General features: G+C 74.2%; 11 protein-coding genes. 5 read left to right on the top strand and 6 right to left on the bottom strand.

Going from position 1 to position 15,127, the window contains the following annotated elements:
* Positions 1–20: 20 nt before the first annotated feature.
* Positions 21–932: a GNAT family N-acetyltransferase gene (locus ACGH2B_RS10875; RefSeq protein ID WP_399087458.1), complete on the top strand. Its 912-nt coding sequence runs from the start codon at positions 21–23 to the stop codon at positions 930–932.
* Positions 933–1,235: 303 nt separating this feature from the next.
* Here the strand turns inward: ACGH2B_RS10875 and ilvD are convergent, their stop codons facing one another.
* The 3 genes from ilvD to ACGH2B_RS10860 form a co-directional block, all read right to left on the bottom strand.
* Entirely contained in the window at positions 1,236–3,074 is a 1,839-nt protein-coding gene (gene ilvD / locus ACGH2B_RS10870) for a dihydroxy-acid dehydratase (protein WP_399087456.1), read from the bottom strand.
* 410 nt (positions 3,075–3,484) lie between these two features.
* Positions 3,485–4,297 carry a sugar phosphate isomerase/epimerase family protein gene (locus ACGH2B_RS10865; protein ID WP_399096918.1) on the bottom strand — a complete coding sequence of 271 codons (813 nt, stop codon included), beginning with the start codon at positions 4,295–4,297 and terminating at the stop codon, positions 3,485–3,487.
* A gap of 38 nt (positions 4,298–4,335) precedes the next feature.
* Positions 4,336–5,268 carry a Ppx/GppA family phosphatase gene (locus ACGH2B_RS10860; RefSeq protein WP_399087454.1) on the bottom strand — a complete coding sequence of 311 codons (933 nt, stop codon included), beginning with the start codon at positions 5,266–5,268 and terminating at the stop codon, positions 4,336–4,338.
* A gap of 134 nt (positions 5,269–5,402) precedes the next feature.
* On the opposite strand from ACGH2B_RS10860, the gene ACGH2B_RS10855 reads away from it, so the two are divergent.
* Positions 5,403–6,281: a hypothetical protein gene (locus ACGH2B_RS10855; protein ID WP_399087453.1), complete on the top strand. Its 879-nt coding sequence runs from the start codon at positions 5,403–5,405 to the stop codon at positions 6,279–6,281.
* Between the two features lie 531 nt (positions 6,282–6,812).
* On the opposite strand, the gene ACGH2B_RS10850 is transcribed toward ACGH2B_RS10855, so the two are convergent.
* Positions 6,813–8,627 carry a sigma-70 family RNA polymerase sigma factor gene (locus ACGH2B_RS10850; RefSeq protein WP_399087451.1) on the bottom strand — a complete coding sequence of 605 codons (1,815 nt, stop codon included), beginning with the start codon at positions 8,625–8,627 and terminating at the stop codon, positions 6,813–6,815.
* Between the two features lie 530 nt (positions 8,628–9,157).
* Between ACGH2B_RS10850 and radA the strand changes: the two genes are divergently transcribed.
* Together radA and disA are read left to right on the top strand one after the other, a co-directional pair.
* Entirely contained in the window at positions 9,158–10,570 is a 1,413-nt protein-coding gene (gene radA, locus ACGH2B_RS10845; protein WP_345077337.1) for a DNA repair protein RadA, read from the top strand.
* Positions 10,571–10,700: 130 nt separating this feature from the next.
* A complete protein-coding gene (gene disA / locus ACGH2B_RS10840) occupies positions 10,701–11,825 on the top strand; it encodes a DNA integrity scanning diadenylate cyclase DisA (RefSeq protein WP_399087448.1) in 1,125 nt (374 codons plus the stop codon).
* Positions 11,826–11,885: 60 nt separating this feature from the next.
* On the opposite strand, the gene ACGH2B_RS10835 is transcribed toward disA, so the two are convergent.
* Both ACGH2B_RS10835 and ACGH2B_RS10830 read right to left on the bottom strand, forming a co-directional pair.
* Positions 11,886–12,875, bottom strand: coding sequence for an NAD-dependent epimerase/dehydratase family protein (locus ACGH2B_RS10835; protein ID WP_399087446.1), 990 nt, complete (start codon positions 12,873–12,875; stop codon positions 11,886–11,888).
* Positions 12,876–13,289: 414 nt separating this feature from the next.
* A complete protein-coding gene (locus ACGH2B_RS10830; protein WP_399087444.1) occupies positions 13,290–14,105 on the bottom strand; it encodes a hypothetical protein in 816 nt (271 codons plus the stop codon).
* Positions 14,106–14,509: 404 nt separating this feature from the next.
* Between ACGH2B_RS10830 and ACGH2B_RS10825 the strand changes: the two genes are divergently transcribed.
* Positions 14,510–15,118, top strand: coding sequence for a phosphatase PAP2 family protein (locus tag ACGH2B_RS10825; RefSeq protein WP_399087443.1), 609 nt, complete (start codon positions 14,510–14,512; stop codon positions 15,116–15,118).
* Positions 15,119–15,127 lie beyond the last annotated feature (9 nt).

Here is a 15,127-nt window from a genome sequence, read left to right as displayed (position 1 = left end):
CCCGTGGTTACGGTGGCCCGATGACGGAATTCCATGTGCTGGACGAACGCGCTGCCTGGCGGCGGGACTTCGAGCAGCGGCGGCGGGACGCGTACCGCGCCGCCGGGCTCGGGCCGGAAGCGGCGGAGGTCCGGATCGGCAGGCTCCGGGAGCGGGAGAAGGCCGAGGAGTGGACCGTCGCGGAGATCACCGACGGCGGGGCCCGGATCGGGTATGTCGCGGTGGACGTCACCGACGACCGCGGCACGCCCGCGGGCCTGATAGGGGATCTCTGGATCGACGCGGAACACGCGGGTCAGGGCCGTGAACAGGCCGCGCGTGCCTGGGCCGAGGAATGGTGCGCCGAGCGGGGCGCGCGCCGGATCGCCGTCCGGGTCACCGGACCGGACGGCGGCCTCTTCGCCGGCTACCCGGTCGAGGCGGAGCTGCGGATCCGTACCTTCGGCGCCGCCCCGCCGCCGCCCTCCGCGGTCGCCGCGCGGCCGATGACCGCGGACGAGTTCCCGCGCTGGCTCGCCGTGGAGAAGGACGCGTACACCGGTGACATCGTCCGGGCAGGCGCTCTGACCAGGGACGAAGCCGTCCGGAAGGCGGAGGACGACTTCGCGGAACTGATCCCCCGGGGGCAGGCCACCCCCGGCCACGCCTTCCTCGTCCTCCAGGCGGCGGACGGGCCCGTCGGCACTGCCTGGCTCCACCACGGCCATCTGCCCGGCGTCACCTACGGCTACAGCCTCTACGTCGACGCCGAGCACCGCGGCAAGGGCTACGGCCACGGCGCGATGGTGGCGGGCGAACAGGCCACCCGGGCCGCCGGTGACACGGCGCTGATGTTCACCGTGTGGGGCGGGAACGAGACGGCGATGCGCCTGTACGACCGGGCCGGCTTCCGGGTCGTGGAGACCAGCAGGTCCCTGCCCGTCACCGGCTGACCGCCCCACCGGGCCCGGGCCCCGCCGGGCTCTCGCCGCGGGCGGCGCCGCGTTCCCCTACGGGGTTCCGCCGCGCTCCCATCGCCGGGCCCGCCGCGTTCTCGCGCCGGGCCCCGCCGCACTCCCGTGGCCGGGCCCAGCCGAGCGCCGCCGGACGTCCGGACTCGACCGCGCTCCCGCCGGACCGACGGTCCCCACCGCCCCGGCACAATGCCCGGCCACCGCACCCCGACACCGAGGGCACCCCGGACGCCGCGTGGGCCCCCGCCTCCCGGCGAGGGCCCACGTGCGGAATCCGGTGGTTCAGCCCAGCTTGCTCACATCGCGGACCGCGCCCTTGTCGGCGCTGGTGGCCATCGCGGCGTAGGCGCGCAGGGCCTGGGAGACCTTGCGGTCGCGGTCCTTGGGGGCGTAGACGCCGCCGAGGGCCAGGCGGCGGGACTCCAGCTCCGTCTCCGGGACGAGGAGTTCGATCGAGCGGTTCGGGATGTCGATGCGGATGCGGTCGCCGTTCTCGACGAGGGCGATGGTGCCGCCGGACGCCGCCTCCGGGGAGGCGTGGCCGATGGACAGGCCCGAGGTGCCGCCGGAGAACCGGCCGTCGGTGACGAGCGCGCACGCCTTGCCCAGACCGCGGCCCTTGAGGAACGACGTCGGGTACAGCATCTCCTGCATACCGGGGCCGCCCTTGGGGCCCTCGTAGCGGATGACGACGACGTCACCCTCCTTGACCTGCTTCTTCAGGATCGCGTCGACCGCGGCTTCCTGCGATTCACAGACCACGGCGGGACCCTCGAACGTCCAGATCGACTCGTCGACACCGGCGGTCTTCACGACGCAGCCGTCCACGGCGAGGTTGCCGTAGAGGATCGCGAGGCCGCCCTCGGTGGAGTAGGCGTGCGCGATGTCGCGGATGCAGCCGTTCGCCGCGTCGGTGTCCAGCGACTCCCACCGCTCCGACTGGGAGAACGCCTTCGCGGAGCGGACGCAGCCGGGCGCCGCGTGGAACAGCTCGGTGGCCTCCGCGGACGGGGAGCCGCCGCGGATGTCCCAGCTCTTCAGCCAGTCGGCGAGCGAGGGGGAGTGGACGGTGTGGACGTCCTCGTTGAGCAGCCCGGCGCGGTACAGCTCGCCGAGGATGGCGGGGATGCCGCCCGCGCGGTGCACGTCCTCCATGTAGTACGCGCCGTTCGGGGCGACCTTCGACAGGCACGGCAGCTTCCGCGACAGCTCGTCGATCTTCTGCATGTCGAAGTCGAGGTCGGCCTCCTGGGCGGCGGCCAGCAGGTGCAGGATCGTGTTGGTCGAACCGCCCATGGCGATGTCGAGGGCGACGGCGTTCTCGAACGCGGCGCGGGAGCCGACGGAGCGCGGCAGGACGGTGGTGTCGTCCTGCTCGTAGTGGCGCTTGGTGATCTCGACGACGGTGCGGCCGGCGTTCTCGTACAGCGCCTTGCGGGCGGTGTGGGTGGCGAGGACGGAGCCGTTGCCGGGCAGGGCCAGGCCGATCGCCTCGGTCAGGCAGTTCATGGAGTTGGCGGTGAACATGCCGGAACAGGAACCGCAGGTCGGGCAGGCGTTCTGCTCGATGCGGAGGATGTCCTCGTCGGAGACGTTCTCGTTGACCGCCTCGGAGATGGCGTTGACGAGGTCGAGCTTGCGGACGGTGCCGTCGACCAGCGTGGTCTGGCCGGCTTCCATCGGGCCGCCGGAGACGAAGACGGTCGGGATGTTGAGGCGCATCGCGGCCATCAGCATGCCCGGGGTGATCTTGTCGCAGTTGGAGATGCAGATCAGCGCGTCCGCGCAGTGCGCCTCGACCATGTACTCGACGGAGTCGGCGATCAGGTCACGCGAGGGCAGGCTGTAGAGCATGCCGCCGTGGCCCATGGCGATGCCGTCGTCGACGGCGATGGTGTTGAACTCCCGGGCGATGCCGCCCGCCGCGTGGATCGCCTCGGAGACGATGCGGCCCACCGGCTGGAGGTGGGTGTGGCCCGGCACGAACTCCGTGAAGCTGTTGGCGACGGCGATGATCGGCTTGCCGAAGTCCTCGCGCGCTACGCCGCTGGCCTGCATAAGGGCTCGGGCGCCGGCCATGTTGCGGCCATGGGTAACGGTGCGGGACCTCAGCTCGGGCACGATGGTCACTCCCTAGGGGATCGTCTCGGACGACCGCCGCGGCGGTACCGGAGGGGGCACGGGCACCCCGCCGCGTACCGGCGGCGCCGTACATCAGCCGTCCTGTATCAGCTCATCCGAGAGTACGCTGCCGATCCGCGATCCGGACAAGCCCTCCGCATAGTGAGACGGGTGACCGGAGTGCGGACAGATCCGGGGGGACGGTACGAGGGGGCCGCGCTGTCCCTGGGCGGTGTTTCCGGCTCCCTCAAGGGGTGAGGGCGATCCCTTACGGGCCGGGGCCGCATCCCTTACGGGCCGGACCGGGCGACCCGTACGGGCCGGGGCCGTTCCCGTACGGGCCGGGCCGCCTCCTAGAGGAAGGAACCCTCACAGGGCGCTTTCCCCTAAGGGGCCCCCGCCCCGCCGCCTCACACTCCTGGCGTCCCCGTGGGCGACGCCAGATGGAGCCGGGTGAAGGCCAGCGCCTCGGCGAGATCGGCCTCGCGTTCCGCCGCGGACATCGCACGGCGGGTGTTGACCTCGACGACGACATGCCCGTCGAAGCCGGTCACCGCAAGCTGTTCCAGCAGCTCCGCGCACGGCTGCGTACCGCGTCCCGGCACCAGGTGCTCGTCCTTGCCCGAACCGCTGCCGTCGGCGAGATGGATGTGGGCCAGCCGGTCGCCCATCCGTTCCACCATCTTCAGCGCCTCGCTGCGCGACGTCGCGGTGTGCGAGAGATCGATCGTGAAGTGGCGGTAGTCGTCGTTGGTCGGGTCCCAGTCCGGCGCGTACGCCAGCATCTCGCGGTCGCGGTAGCGCCACGGATACATGTTCTCGACGGCGAACCGGACGTCCGTCTCCTGTTCCATCCGCCACACACCGCGTACGAACTCCCGGGCGTACGCCCGCTGCCAGCGGAACGGCGGATGGACGACGACGGTGGAGGCGCCCAGCTTCTGCGCGGCGTTCTTCGCGCGCTGGAGCTTGACCCACGGATCCGTCGACCACACCCGCTGCGTGATCAGCAGGCACGGCGCGTGCACCGCCAGCACCGGCACACCGTGGTAGTCCGACAGCCGCCGCAGCGCCTCGATGTCCTGGCTGACCGGGTCGGTCCACACCATGACCTCGACGCCGTCGTACCCCAGACGCGCGGCGATCTCGAACGCCGTCGCCGTCGACTCCGGGTAGACCGAGGCCGTGGACAGCGCGACCTTCGCATCGGGGATGCGCACCACTGGCTCTGTCACGAGGGACAGCGTACGGGCCGCACCGCTCAGGCCGTCGGCAGGTGGTCGAGCCGCCGCAGGATCACGCCCTCGCGCAGCGCCCACGGGCAGATCTCCAGCGATTCCACCCCGAACAGGTCCATCGCCGCCTCCGCCACCAGCGCCCCCGCCAGCAACTGCCGCGAGCGGCCCTCGGAGACGCCGGGCAGTTCGGCACGCTCCCGTGCCGTCATCCCGGCCAGCCTCGGCACCCATTCCTCCAGCTTCTTGCGTTCCAGCTCCCGCTGGACGTACAGCCCGTCGGAGGAGCGGGCGGCGCCGGTGATCCGGGCCAGTTGCCGGAAGGTCTTCGACGTCCCGACGACGTGGTCGGGGGTGCCGTACCGGGTGAAGTCGCTCACCACCTTCGCGATGTCGGCCCGCACCCGGCGGCGCAGCGCCCGCACCTCGTCCGCGCCGGGCGGATCGCCGGGAAGCGCGCCGCTGGTCAGGCGGCCCGCGCCGAGCGGCAGCGACGCCGCCGCGTCCGGCTCCTCGTCCAGCCCGTACGCGATCTCCAGCGAACCGCCGCCGATATCCAGGAGCAGCAGCCGGCCGGCGGACCAGCCGAACCAGCGGCGGGCGGCGAGGAAGGTCAGGCGCGCCTCGTCCGCGCCGGACAGCACCCGCAGCGCGATACCGGTCTCCTCGGTGACCCGGCGCAGCACCGCCTCGCCGTTGGCGGCGTCGCGGACCGCGGAGGTCGCGAACGGCAGCACGTCCTCGACGCCCTTGTCCTCGGCCACCTGCCCGGCCTCCCGGACCGTCGCGACCAGCCGTTCCACGCCCGCGTCACTTATCGCGCCGTCCGCGTCGAGCAGTTCGGCGAGCCGCAGCTCCGCCTTGTGCGAGTAGGCGGGCAGCGGACGCGCGCCCGGGTGCGCGTCGACCACCAGGAGATGCACCGTATTCGAACCCACATCGAGGACACCGAGTCTCATACGGGGAAACCTACTGCGGCGCCCGGGGGCGGAGCGGCCCGCCCGGGGGATGCGGTGCTTTCCGGGGCGCCCGGCGGCGATGCGCGCGCCCCCGGGGTCCGGAGCCTGCGGCGCCGGGCCCGTACGCTGGAGAGGTGGCTAAGACGAACAAGGCGAAGCACGGGAAAACCGCGGAGAAGGGCGCAAAGCGCCAGGCGGGCGCCGCGACCGACGAGGTCGGCCTCGACTTCGCCCGCGCCTGGGTCACCTTCCCGGACCCGGCCGACGACGAGCAGCTCTTCCGCTGCGACCTGACCTGGCTGACCTCCCGCTGGACCTGCGTCTTCGGCAGCGGCTGCCAGGGCATCCAGGCGGGCCGCGCCGACGACGGCTGCTGCACGCTCGGCGCGCACTTCTCCGACGAGGAGGACGAGCAGCGGGTCGCGGAGCACGTGGCGCGGCTCACGCCGGAGCTGTGGCAGTTCCACGACGTCGGCACGGAGACCGGCTGGACCGAGGAGGACGAGGACGGCGACCGGCAGACCCGCCGCTGGCAGGGCTCCTGCATCTTCCAGAACCGCCCCGGCTTCGCGGCGGGCGCCGGCTGCTCGCTGCACCTGCTGGCGCTGCGCGAGGGCCGCGAGCCCCTGGAGACCAAGCCGGACGTCTGCTGGCAGCTCCCGGTGCGCCGCACCTACGACTGGATCGACCGGCCCGACGACACTCAGATCCTCCAGGTCACGATCGGCGAGTACGACCGCCGCGGCTGGGGCCCCGGCGGCCATGACCTGCACTGGTGGTGCACCTCCGCCACCTCCGCCCACGGCGCCGGCGACCCGGTCTACGTCTCGTACGAGCCCGAACTCACCGAACTGATGGGCAAGGAGGGCTACGCCAAGCTCGCCGAACTCTGCGAGGAACGCCTGGCCGCCACCCTCCCGCTGGCCCCGCACCCTGCCGATCCGGCCCGTCCGCCCAAGTCCGCCCGCTCGGGCAAGGCGGCCAAGCTGGAACACCCGGAGGGAACGGTCTGACCGGCGCGTTCCCGGGACGAAGCCCCGGGAGGGGGAAGGCCGTTCGGGGCTGAGGGGCGCGTCTGACGGCTGGGACGTTCCGGGGTTCCCGCCGGGCCGTTTCCGGTGTTCCAGCGGCGTGTTCCGGTGTCCCGGCCGGCGTGTTCCGGTGGTCCGCCGGTGTGGGACGGCGTCCCGTCTGAATCGTTCCGGCCCTCTGCCCGGCCGCTCTCGGCGGCTCCGATGTTCCCGCTGACCGTTCCGGTGCCCCGAACAGGTGCGGTGGCGGTGGCGTCCCGTTCACCTCGTTCGGGGCGCCCGCCGTCCCTGTCGGGCCGGGTGGCGCTCCACCCGTGGGGGAAGGGCGTTCCGCACGTTCCGTCCGGCGTTCCGGCTGGACCGTGCGATGCCTTGCCGGGGCCGTTTCCGCTGTCCCGCGTCGGCCGTGGGGCGTTCCACCAGGCCGTTCCGGCGTTCCACCCGTAGGGGACGGCGTTCCACCTGTACGGGGCGATGCCCATCCCGTACCGGCGTCCCGCGCCGCCCGCCCGTTCAGCGCACCGTGGCCACCGGCGTGGACGAGTCCGCGGGCGTCGGCCCCGTGGGCGTGGGGCCGGGGGACGTCGGGGACGGACCGGTCGGGCGAGGGGACGGGGTGGCCGGGCGGGACGGGGCGGGGGACGGGTCCGTGGGGCGGGGGGCGTCCGTGCCCGAGCCGGTGCCGTGGCCCTCCATCGCGACGGTGGCCGTGCCCGGACCGATGACGACGCGGGTCCGCCACGGGCCGGCCGGCTCCCGGTCGTGATCGACGTGGAGGGTCACCGTCGTGGTCTGCCCCGGCCGCAGCTCCCCGGCCGTCCGGCTGAGCCGGAGCCACGGGGCGCGCGACGCCGCCGTCCAGCGCACCGGGGTGCCCCCGGACGCGCTGAGCGTGATGACGGTCGCCGCGCCCCGCGGCTGCGCCGCCACGGTCAGCCGCCCGGGACCGGTGTCCCGGCGCGCGCGTCCGGCATCCACGCCGGTCACCCGCGCCGCCACGCTCCCCGCCCCTCCGGGCACCGACGCCGAGGGGCGCGAGGGCGTCCCGGCGTTTCCCGCGTTCTCGTAAGGACGGCCGTCCAGCCGTCCGCTGTCCGAGTCGACGGCCGACACCGGGGGCGCGCTCTCCGCCTCACCGGGACCGGGGGCCCCGCGGTACGCCGCCCACAGGGCCAGCACCGGGGCGGCCAGTACGGTCGCGACGATCGTCGTCGTCATCGCGCGGCTGCGCAGCCGTAGGCGGCGGGCCGCCAGATCCGTCGGGCGGACCGGGAAGCCCCGTCGGTCATACCGTGGAGAACCGTTTGGCCCACCGCCGCGGCCCGTACGGCGCACCCCGCCGGGCACACCCGAACCGGCCACCCCCTCGGCCCGCCCCGAGCGCGCCCGCCGGGCCGCCGCCAACGCCCCGAACACCGCCTCCCGGGGCGCCGCGACCAGCGGCAACGTCCCCCGGGCCGCGGGCGCGGTCCCCGGCCAGGGACCGGCGGCCGTCGCGCACTCGGCGGTCCGGCGGCACTCGGCGCAGTCGTCGACGTGCCGCACCAACTCCCGGCGGAGCACCCCCCCGAGCAGCATTCCGGTGCCGCCGGCCAGCCGCGCCACGTCCGGGCAGCGGCCGCGCTCGACGACGGCCAGCGCGGCGCGGGTCCGCTCGACCTCGCAGGACGCGGTGGCCAGCAGCGCCCGGGTGGCCACCGGGTCGGAGCCGAGCACCGCGGCCACCTCCGCCGTGGGCAGCCGGTGGCGGACCGACAGCTCCAGCGCCTCGCGCTGCTCGGGCGACATCCCGGCCGCCTCGGGCCACGCCAGCCGGGCCAGCTCCCGCCGTCCGGCCTCCGGGCCGTCCGCCGGGTCGGGCGGGGCGGCATCGGCCAGCCGGCGCAGACACGCCCAGCGGGCGAGGGCGTAGAGCCAGGGGCGGTACAGGCCCGGATCGCCGGGGCGCCTGCCGTGCTGCCGCTCGGCGAGCGCCAGCGTCTCGCCGAGCACCGCGGTCGCCGCGTCGTGCGCGCACAGCACCGACAGGCAGTACGTGAACAGCCCGTCCAGGTACGGCTCGTAGCCCGCGGCCCGGACGGGGTGCCCCGGACGCCCGGGGGCGCCGAAACGCGTGGCGTGCGGCTGCGTGCCCGGGGCGCCCGGAGTGCCCGGGGGAAGGGCCAGGACGGGCCAGGCGACGCGGGCCGTCCGCTCGGGGTGGCCGGTCTGTTCGGGACGGTCGGACGGCACCGGCCGACCGGGGTGCTGCGGCCTGCTCCGATGCGAAGCGCCGCTGCGCGACCGGTGTGCGCCGGTGGTGTGCGTGGGGTGCTCGGGCCTGCTCATCACCCCGGCGACGGTAGGGCGATGATCCAGCGGTACTCGCCGTCTGGCCGCACATTCAACCCTAACGAGTGAGCATCTCACTCAAAAGGGGACATGAACCACCCGTTCCGCCCAAGCCTCCCGAAGGTGACGGGGCCAGGGTCGGGCGTCCTGGACCGTTTCCGACGGAAACGCCCGGCCTTTCTGAACGGGGTGGAACGCGGCGCGGCCGGAGCGACCGGTGGTGGAACGGGAGGGTGGAACGGGTGGAACGGCGGGGTCGGTGGGAACGGGAGCTGGAACGGCGCTCCAGCGGTCCTGCATCAAATTGTCGCCTGTGTAGAGATGACGGAAACGGGGGAGTGCCGCGGCGTGCTCGGCGGCCGGGTGCCCCGGCCCGAGCGGCGGGGAAGTCCGGCGGCGCCTCGGGGAGGAGCTGCGGGCCGGGCACGCCGCTCGGGCCGCCGCCGTACGCGCCACCTGCCCGGACCGGCGCCCGCGCCGTCCCGCCGCCGGCGCCCGTTGTCACACCCCGCCGTTACGGTGACGTCATGGCAACCCGTAAAACGTCGGCCAAGGAGCGTCCCTCCTACCGATGCACCGAGTGCGGCTGGACCACCGTCAAGTGGCTCGGGCGCTGTCCCGAATGCCAGGCGTGGGGCACGGTCGAGGAGACCGGCGGCGCCGGGGCGGTCCGCACCACCGCGCCGGGGCGGGTCACCACCGCCGCCGTGCCGATCGGGCAGGTCGACGGCCGCCGGGCGACCGCCCGCTCCACCGGCGTGCCCGAGCTGGACCGTGTGCTCGGCGGCGGCCTCGTCCCCGGTGCCGTGGTGCTGCTCGCCGGGGAGCCGGGTGTCGGCAAGTCGACCCTCCTGCTGGACGTCGCCGCCAAGGCCGCGTCCGACGCGCACCGCACCCTCTACGTCACCGGTGAGGAGTCCGCGAGCCAGGTCCGGCTGCGCGCCGACCGCATCGGCGCGCTCAGCGAAGACCTCTACCTGGCCGCCGAGACCGATCTCTCCGCCGTCCTCGGCCACCTCGACAGCGTCAAGCCGTCGCTGCTGGTCCTCGACTCCGTGCAGACCGTCGCCTCCCCGGAGATCGACGGCGCCCCGGGCGGTATGGCGCAGGTCCGCGAGGTCGCCGGGGCGCTCATCCGCGCCTCCAAGGAGCGCGGGATGGCCACCCTCCTCGTCGGCCACGTCACCAAGGACGGCGCCATCGCCGGTCCCCGGCTGCTGGAGCATCTCGTCGACGTGGTCCTCCAGTTCGAGGGCGACCGGCACGCCCGGCTGCGCCTGGTCCGCGGCGTCAAGAACCGCTACGGCACCACCGACGAGGTCGGCTGCTTCGAGCTGCACGACGAGGGCATCACCGGGCTCGCCGACCCGTCGGGTCTCTTCCTGACCCGCCGCGCCGAGCCGGTGCCCGGCACCTGCCTGACCGTCACCCTGGAGGGCCGCCGTCCGCTCGTCGCCGAGGTGCAGGCGCTCACCGTCGACTCGCAGATCCCCTCGCCGCGGCGGACCACCTCCGGCCTGGAAACCTCCCGCGTCTCGATGATGCTCGCCGTCCTGGAGCAGCGCGGCCGGATCAGCGCCCTGGGTAAACGCGACATCTACAGCGCCACCGTCGGCGGGGTGAAGCTCACCGAGCCCGCCGCCGACCTCGCGGTGGCGCTCGCCCTGGCCAGCGCCGCGAGCGACACCCCGCTGCCGAAGAACCTCGTCGCCATCGGGGAGGTCGGGCTCGCCGGGGAGGTGCGGCGCGTCACCGGTGTGCAGCGGCGGCTCGCCGAGGCGGCGCGGCTCGGTTTCACCCACGCTCTGGTGCCGTCCGATCCGGGGAAGATCCCCGACGGGATGCGGGTGCTGGAGGTCGCCGACGTCGGTGAGGCGCTGCGGGTGTTGCCCAAGCGGCCCCGGCGAGCGGCCCCGCAGGAGGAGGAGGTCCGCCGGTAGACTCTGCCCCGGTCCCGCCCGCCCCACCGAGTCCTGCCGCCGGGACACGTACGCTCCCTGGTACGCCGCAGGACACCACGGCAGGGGCCGGGCGGCTGCGGACCGACAGACCTTGCGACGGAGGAGTGCAGTGGCAGCCAACGACCGGGCATCGTCTCCCGGCAGGTCCGGCGGGGGTTCCGGCACCGACGCCCTGATGCGCGCCTCGCTGAGCGCGGTCGCCCCCGGTACGGCCCTGCGCGACGGACTCGAACGCATCCTGCGCGGCAACACCGGCGGACTGATCGTCCTCGGCTTCGACAAGACCGTCGAGTCGATGTGTACCGGCGGCTTCGTGCTGGACGTCGAGTTCACCGCGACCCGCCTGCGCGAGCTGTGCAAGCTGGACGGTGCTCTCGTGCTCGACAAGGACATCAGCAAGATCCTCCGCGCCGGGGTGCAACTGGTGCCGGACGCCTCCATCCCCACCGAGGAGACCGGCACCCGCCACCGCACCGCGCAGCGCGTCTCCATCCAGGCGGGTTTCCCGGTCGTCTCGGTGAGCCAGTCGATGCGGCTGATCGCCCTGTACGTCGACGGGGAGCGGCGCGTCCTGGAGGAGTCGGCGGCGATCCTCTCCCGCGCCAACCAGGCGCTCGCGACGCTGGAGCGGTACAAGCTCCGCCTCGACGAGGTCGCCGGCACCCTCTCCGCCCTGGAGATCGAGGACCTGGTCACGGTCCGCGACGTCTCCGCCGTCGCGCAGCGCCTGGAGATGGTCCGCCGGATCGCCACCGAGATCGCCGAGTACGTCGTCGAACTGGGCACCGACGGCCGCCTCCTGACGCTCCAGCTCGACGAGTTGATCGCCGGTGTCGAGCCGGAGCGTGAGCTGGTCGCCCGCGACTACGTCCCCGAGCCGACCGCCAAGCGTTCCCGTACCGTCCCCGAGGCGCTCGCGGAGCTGGACGCGCTCACCCACACCGAGCTGCTGGAACTGCCGACCGTCGCCCGCGCGTTGGGCTACAGCGGTTCGCCCGAGACGCTGGACTCCGCCGTGTCGCCGCGCGGTTTCCGGCTGCTGGCGAAGGTGCCGCGGCTGCCCGGCGCGGTCATCGAGCGTCTCGTCGACCACTTCGGCGGCCTGCAGAAGCTGCTGGCCGCCAGCGTCGACGACCTCCAGGCGGTGGACGGCGTCGGTGAGGCCCGCGCCCGCTCCGTCCGCGAGGGCCTGTCCCGCCTCGCCGAGTCGTCGATCCTCGAACGGTACGTCTGACGGTGCCGGGCCCGGGGCCGGTCGGCCGCCGGGCCCGCGCGCACGCATGACGGGCGGGCGTCACCCCGCCAGGAACGCCGCCTCCTTCTCCGGGGACAGCCCCACCGCGGGCCGGCCCCGGCGCAGCGGCGCGGTGCCGCCGACCGACCGCAGCCACGTCCACGTATCGGCGACGGTCTCCGCCACCGGACGGCACCGCAACCCGGTGGCCAGCGCTTTCGTCACCTCGCCGCGGTGCAGCGTGTCGTGCTGCTCACCCGGTGGCAGCCACACCGGCAGTTCCGTCCACGGCGCGATCCCGGCGGCCGTCACCGCCTCCGGCGCGGCCCAGCGCAGTTCGGCGTCCGCACCCGTCACCCGCACACAGGCGTCGAGGAGTTCACCCATCGTGGCGTGGCCGGTCGGGCTGACGAGGTTGTACGCGCCGCCGGGCACCCCGTCGCGCAGCGCGTCCAGCGACCAGCGGGCCAGGTCGCGGACGTCGATGTACTGCAGCGGCAGTTCGCGCGGGCCGGGCGCGAGAACCGGCCCGCCCCGGGCGATGCGGCCCAGCCACCACGGCAGCCGCCCGATGTTCTCGTACGGCCCGAGGATCAGCCCGGCACGGGCCAGCACCGCCCGCTCGCCGAACACCTCCTGGACGGCCAGTTCGGCGCCCCGTTTGGCCCGCGCGTAGTCGTCGGCGGAGGTGTCGTCGGGCGAGGCGTCGACCACCGGGCCGCTCTCGTCGAGCCCGGCGGCGCACGGGAACGGGTGCACCGACCGCGAGGAGACGTAGAGGTAGCGCCCGACCCTGCCGGACAGCAGCCGTGCGGTGTCCCGGGCGGCGGCGGGCGCGCCGCTCCAGGTGTCGACGACGGCGTCCCAGGCCCCGTCTTTCAGCGCGTCCGGCCCGCCCGGGGCGTTCCGGTCGCCGGTGCGCACCTCCGCCCCTGGAGGCGGTGCGTGGCGACCGCGGTGGAAGACCGTCACCTGCCAGCCCCGGGCCAGGGCCTCCTCGGCGACCGCGCGGCCGACGAACTCCGTTCCACCCAGCATGAGCAGCTTCATACGGCGACTGTGTCCCGCGCCGTCCCGGGCCCGCCAGGGACGCGTGCTGCGAGCAGATCCGCCACGGGCGGAACAACCGGAGTCCGTGCGTCCGAAGACGGCGGTCCGCAAGGCGCGACGCTTGCGGGGTACCCCTGCGCTCCCTCGCGCCGTACCCCCGCCCCGCTGCTCGGCAGGGGGCGCCTTGAAACGAACGCCGCGGGTGGGTGCCGCCGTCGTCCTCGGTGGGGCGCGGGACGTACGGCGGGCGACGGCGAGACCGGAACGGGGGCGCCGCCTGGAACGCGGACGGCGCGGGCCGGAACGGGGTCAGGGCGTAGGGAACGCGGGGTACGCCGCCTGGAACGCGGAATGGGTCCGGCCCCGGGCGGGACAGCCCGGGGCCGTTCCGGGACAGCCCGGGATCGTTCCGGGTCAGTCCTTGGCGAGCGTGAAGTCCGTGTGGACCGCGGTCAGGCCCGGGACGGCGGCCTCGACGCGGTACTTGCCGGCGGGGACGGAGGCGGTGCTCGGGGTGGCGCACTGCGGGCCGGCGGCCCGGCGGTCCCAGGTGACGGTGCGGGTGACGGTGGAGTGCGCGGGGATCTTCAGGAAGGCGGTGGCGGAGCCCTTCGGGCAGTCGTCGGAGGCCCACACCGGGTCGTCCGCGGTGGTGTCGGTGATGGTCAGCACCGCGGCCTTCGCGCCGAGATCGACCTTGCAGTCCGCGCCGCCGGTGTTCTTGACGGACAGTTCGAACTCGGGCTTCGTGCCGGGGTGGTACGTGTCCTTGACGCTGCGCAGCGCCAACTCCGTGCTGGAACCGGTGCAGTTCGGCAGGGCCGAACCGGCCGCGACGGGCGCGCCGCCGGTACCCGTGCCGATCGGCCCCTCACCGGAGCCCCCGGATCCCGCGCCGCCCGAGCCCGCGCTTCCGCCGCCCGGACCACCGGAGCCGGCACCGTCCGCGCCGCCGGATCCCCCCGCGCCGCCGTCGCCCGACTCGTCGCGGCCGCCCGGCTTCTGACTGATCGCGGGGCCCGTGGAGGACGGCCCCGGAGTGATGGCGTCGGCCGGGCCGTGCCCCGCGGCGCTCTTGTCCTGGGAGCCGGTGGAGCCGCTGCCGCCGCCCCAGTTGAGGATCCACACCGCGAGGAGGGCGAGCAGCGCGATGATGCCCAGCGCAACGGCTCTCCGCCGCCAGTAGATGGAGGAGGGGAGCGGCCCGATCGGATTGCGCAGAGATCCCACGCGGAAACTCTACGAGAGATCACCACCGGCACCGGCCAGTACCCGCCGCACAGAACGGCAACTTTTCCCATGATCGGCCCGGAGGCAGGACGGGAGAGGGGGCGGGAGGCGTTCCAGGGCCGCTCCGGAACCGTTCCAGGAACATCCCGCGAGGAGGGGGGACGTTCCCAGGGGGCGCCCCTTCGCCCTGCCTTCGGTTCGTTCGGGCGGTGCCGTTCCGGGCGCGTTCTGCGGCCGCCTCTCGTGCTGCCGTTCCGCCGTCCCGCCACCGGCCCGGCCATCCCGTATCCCACCGGCCCGGTGTTTCCGAACGGTCACCGGAGGGGTGCCCTGCGTTGGCCGGACGGTCCGGGGGACGTGGGCCAGGTGCGCTAAGGGCCCGGCATTACGTACCGTCGTCCCTCATGAACAGCACCGACCTCTATCGCGATGTCACCGACTTCGCGCACGGCACCCCTGGGTGGGTCCATTCCTTCGCCGACGCCGGTACCGAAGGCGGGATCCTGCTCCTGATGGCGATGGCCGTCCTCGGCTGGTGGCGGGCGCGGCGCCACGAACCGCGCGCGGTCGCCCTGGCCGTGCTGGTGCCGGTGGGCACGGCCGTCGCCTACCTCCTGAGCGAGATCCTCAAGAGCTTCGTCCACGAGGAGCGGCCGTGCCGGGCGGTGGCGCACGCCGCCGCGTCGATCGCCACCTGCCCGCCCGAGGGGGACTGGTCCTTCCCCAGCAACCACTCGGTGATCGCCGCCTCGCTGGCCGTCGGGATCTTCCTCGCCTGGCGCGCGGCGGCCTGGCTCGCGGTGCCGGTGGCGCTGCTGACCGGCTTCTCCCGGGTCTTCGTCGGCGTGCACTACCCGCACGACGTCGCCGCCGGGCTGCTCTTCGGCGCCGTGATCGCCGCGATCTGCGTGACGGCGCTGACCGGTCCGATGACCGCGCTGATGCTGAAGTTGCGTACGGGGCCGCTGAAGCCGCTGGTCGAGGCGCGGCGGGGCTCGCACGCGGCCGGCTGACCGGTCGGC

The sequence above is a fragment of the Streptomyces sp. BBFR2 genome, assembly GCF_044497305.1.
Taxonomy (GTDB): domain Bacteria; phylum Actinomycetota; class Actinomycetes; order Streptomycetales; family Streptomycetaceae; genus Streptomyces.
Note: the sequence above shows the minus strand (reverse complement) of the source record. Positions and strands in the feature narration are given on the sequence as shown.

Bases quoted from the DNA above. Each gene is read 5' to 3' on its own strand.
- ACGH2B_RS10825 (WP_399087443.1), top strand. From the start codon at position 14,510: ATGAACAGCACCGACCTCTATCGCGATGTCACCGACTTCGCGCACGGC.
- ACGH2B_RS10835 (WP_399087446.1), bottom strand. From the start codon at position 12,875: ATGAAGCTGCTCATGCTGGGTGGAACGGAGTTCGTCGGCCGCGCGGTC.
- radA (WP_345077337.1), top strand. From the start codon at position 9,158: ATGGCAACCCGTAAAACGTCGGCCAAGGAGCGTCCCTCCTACCGATGC.
- ACGH2B_RS10850 (WP_399087451.1), bottom strand. From the start codon at position 8,627: ATGAGCAGGCCCGAGCACCCCACGCACACCACCGGCGCACACCGGTCG.
- ACGH2B_RS10875 (WP_399087458.1), top strand. From the start codon at position 21: ATGACGGAATTCCATGTGCTGGACGAACGCGCTGCCTGGCGGCGGGAC.
- ACGH2B_RS10860 (WP_399087454.1), bottom strand. From the start codon at position 5,268: ATGAGACTCGGTGTCCTCGATGTGGGTTCGAATACGGTGCATCTCCTG.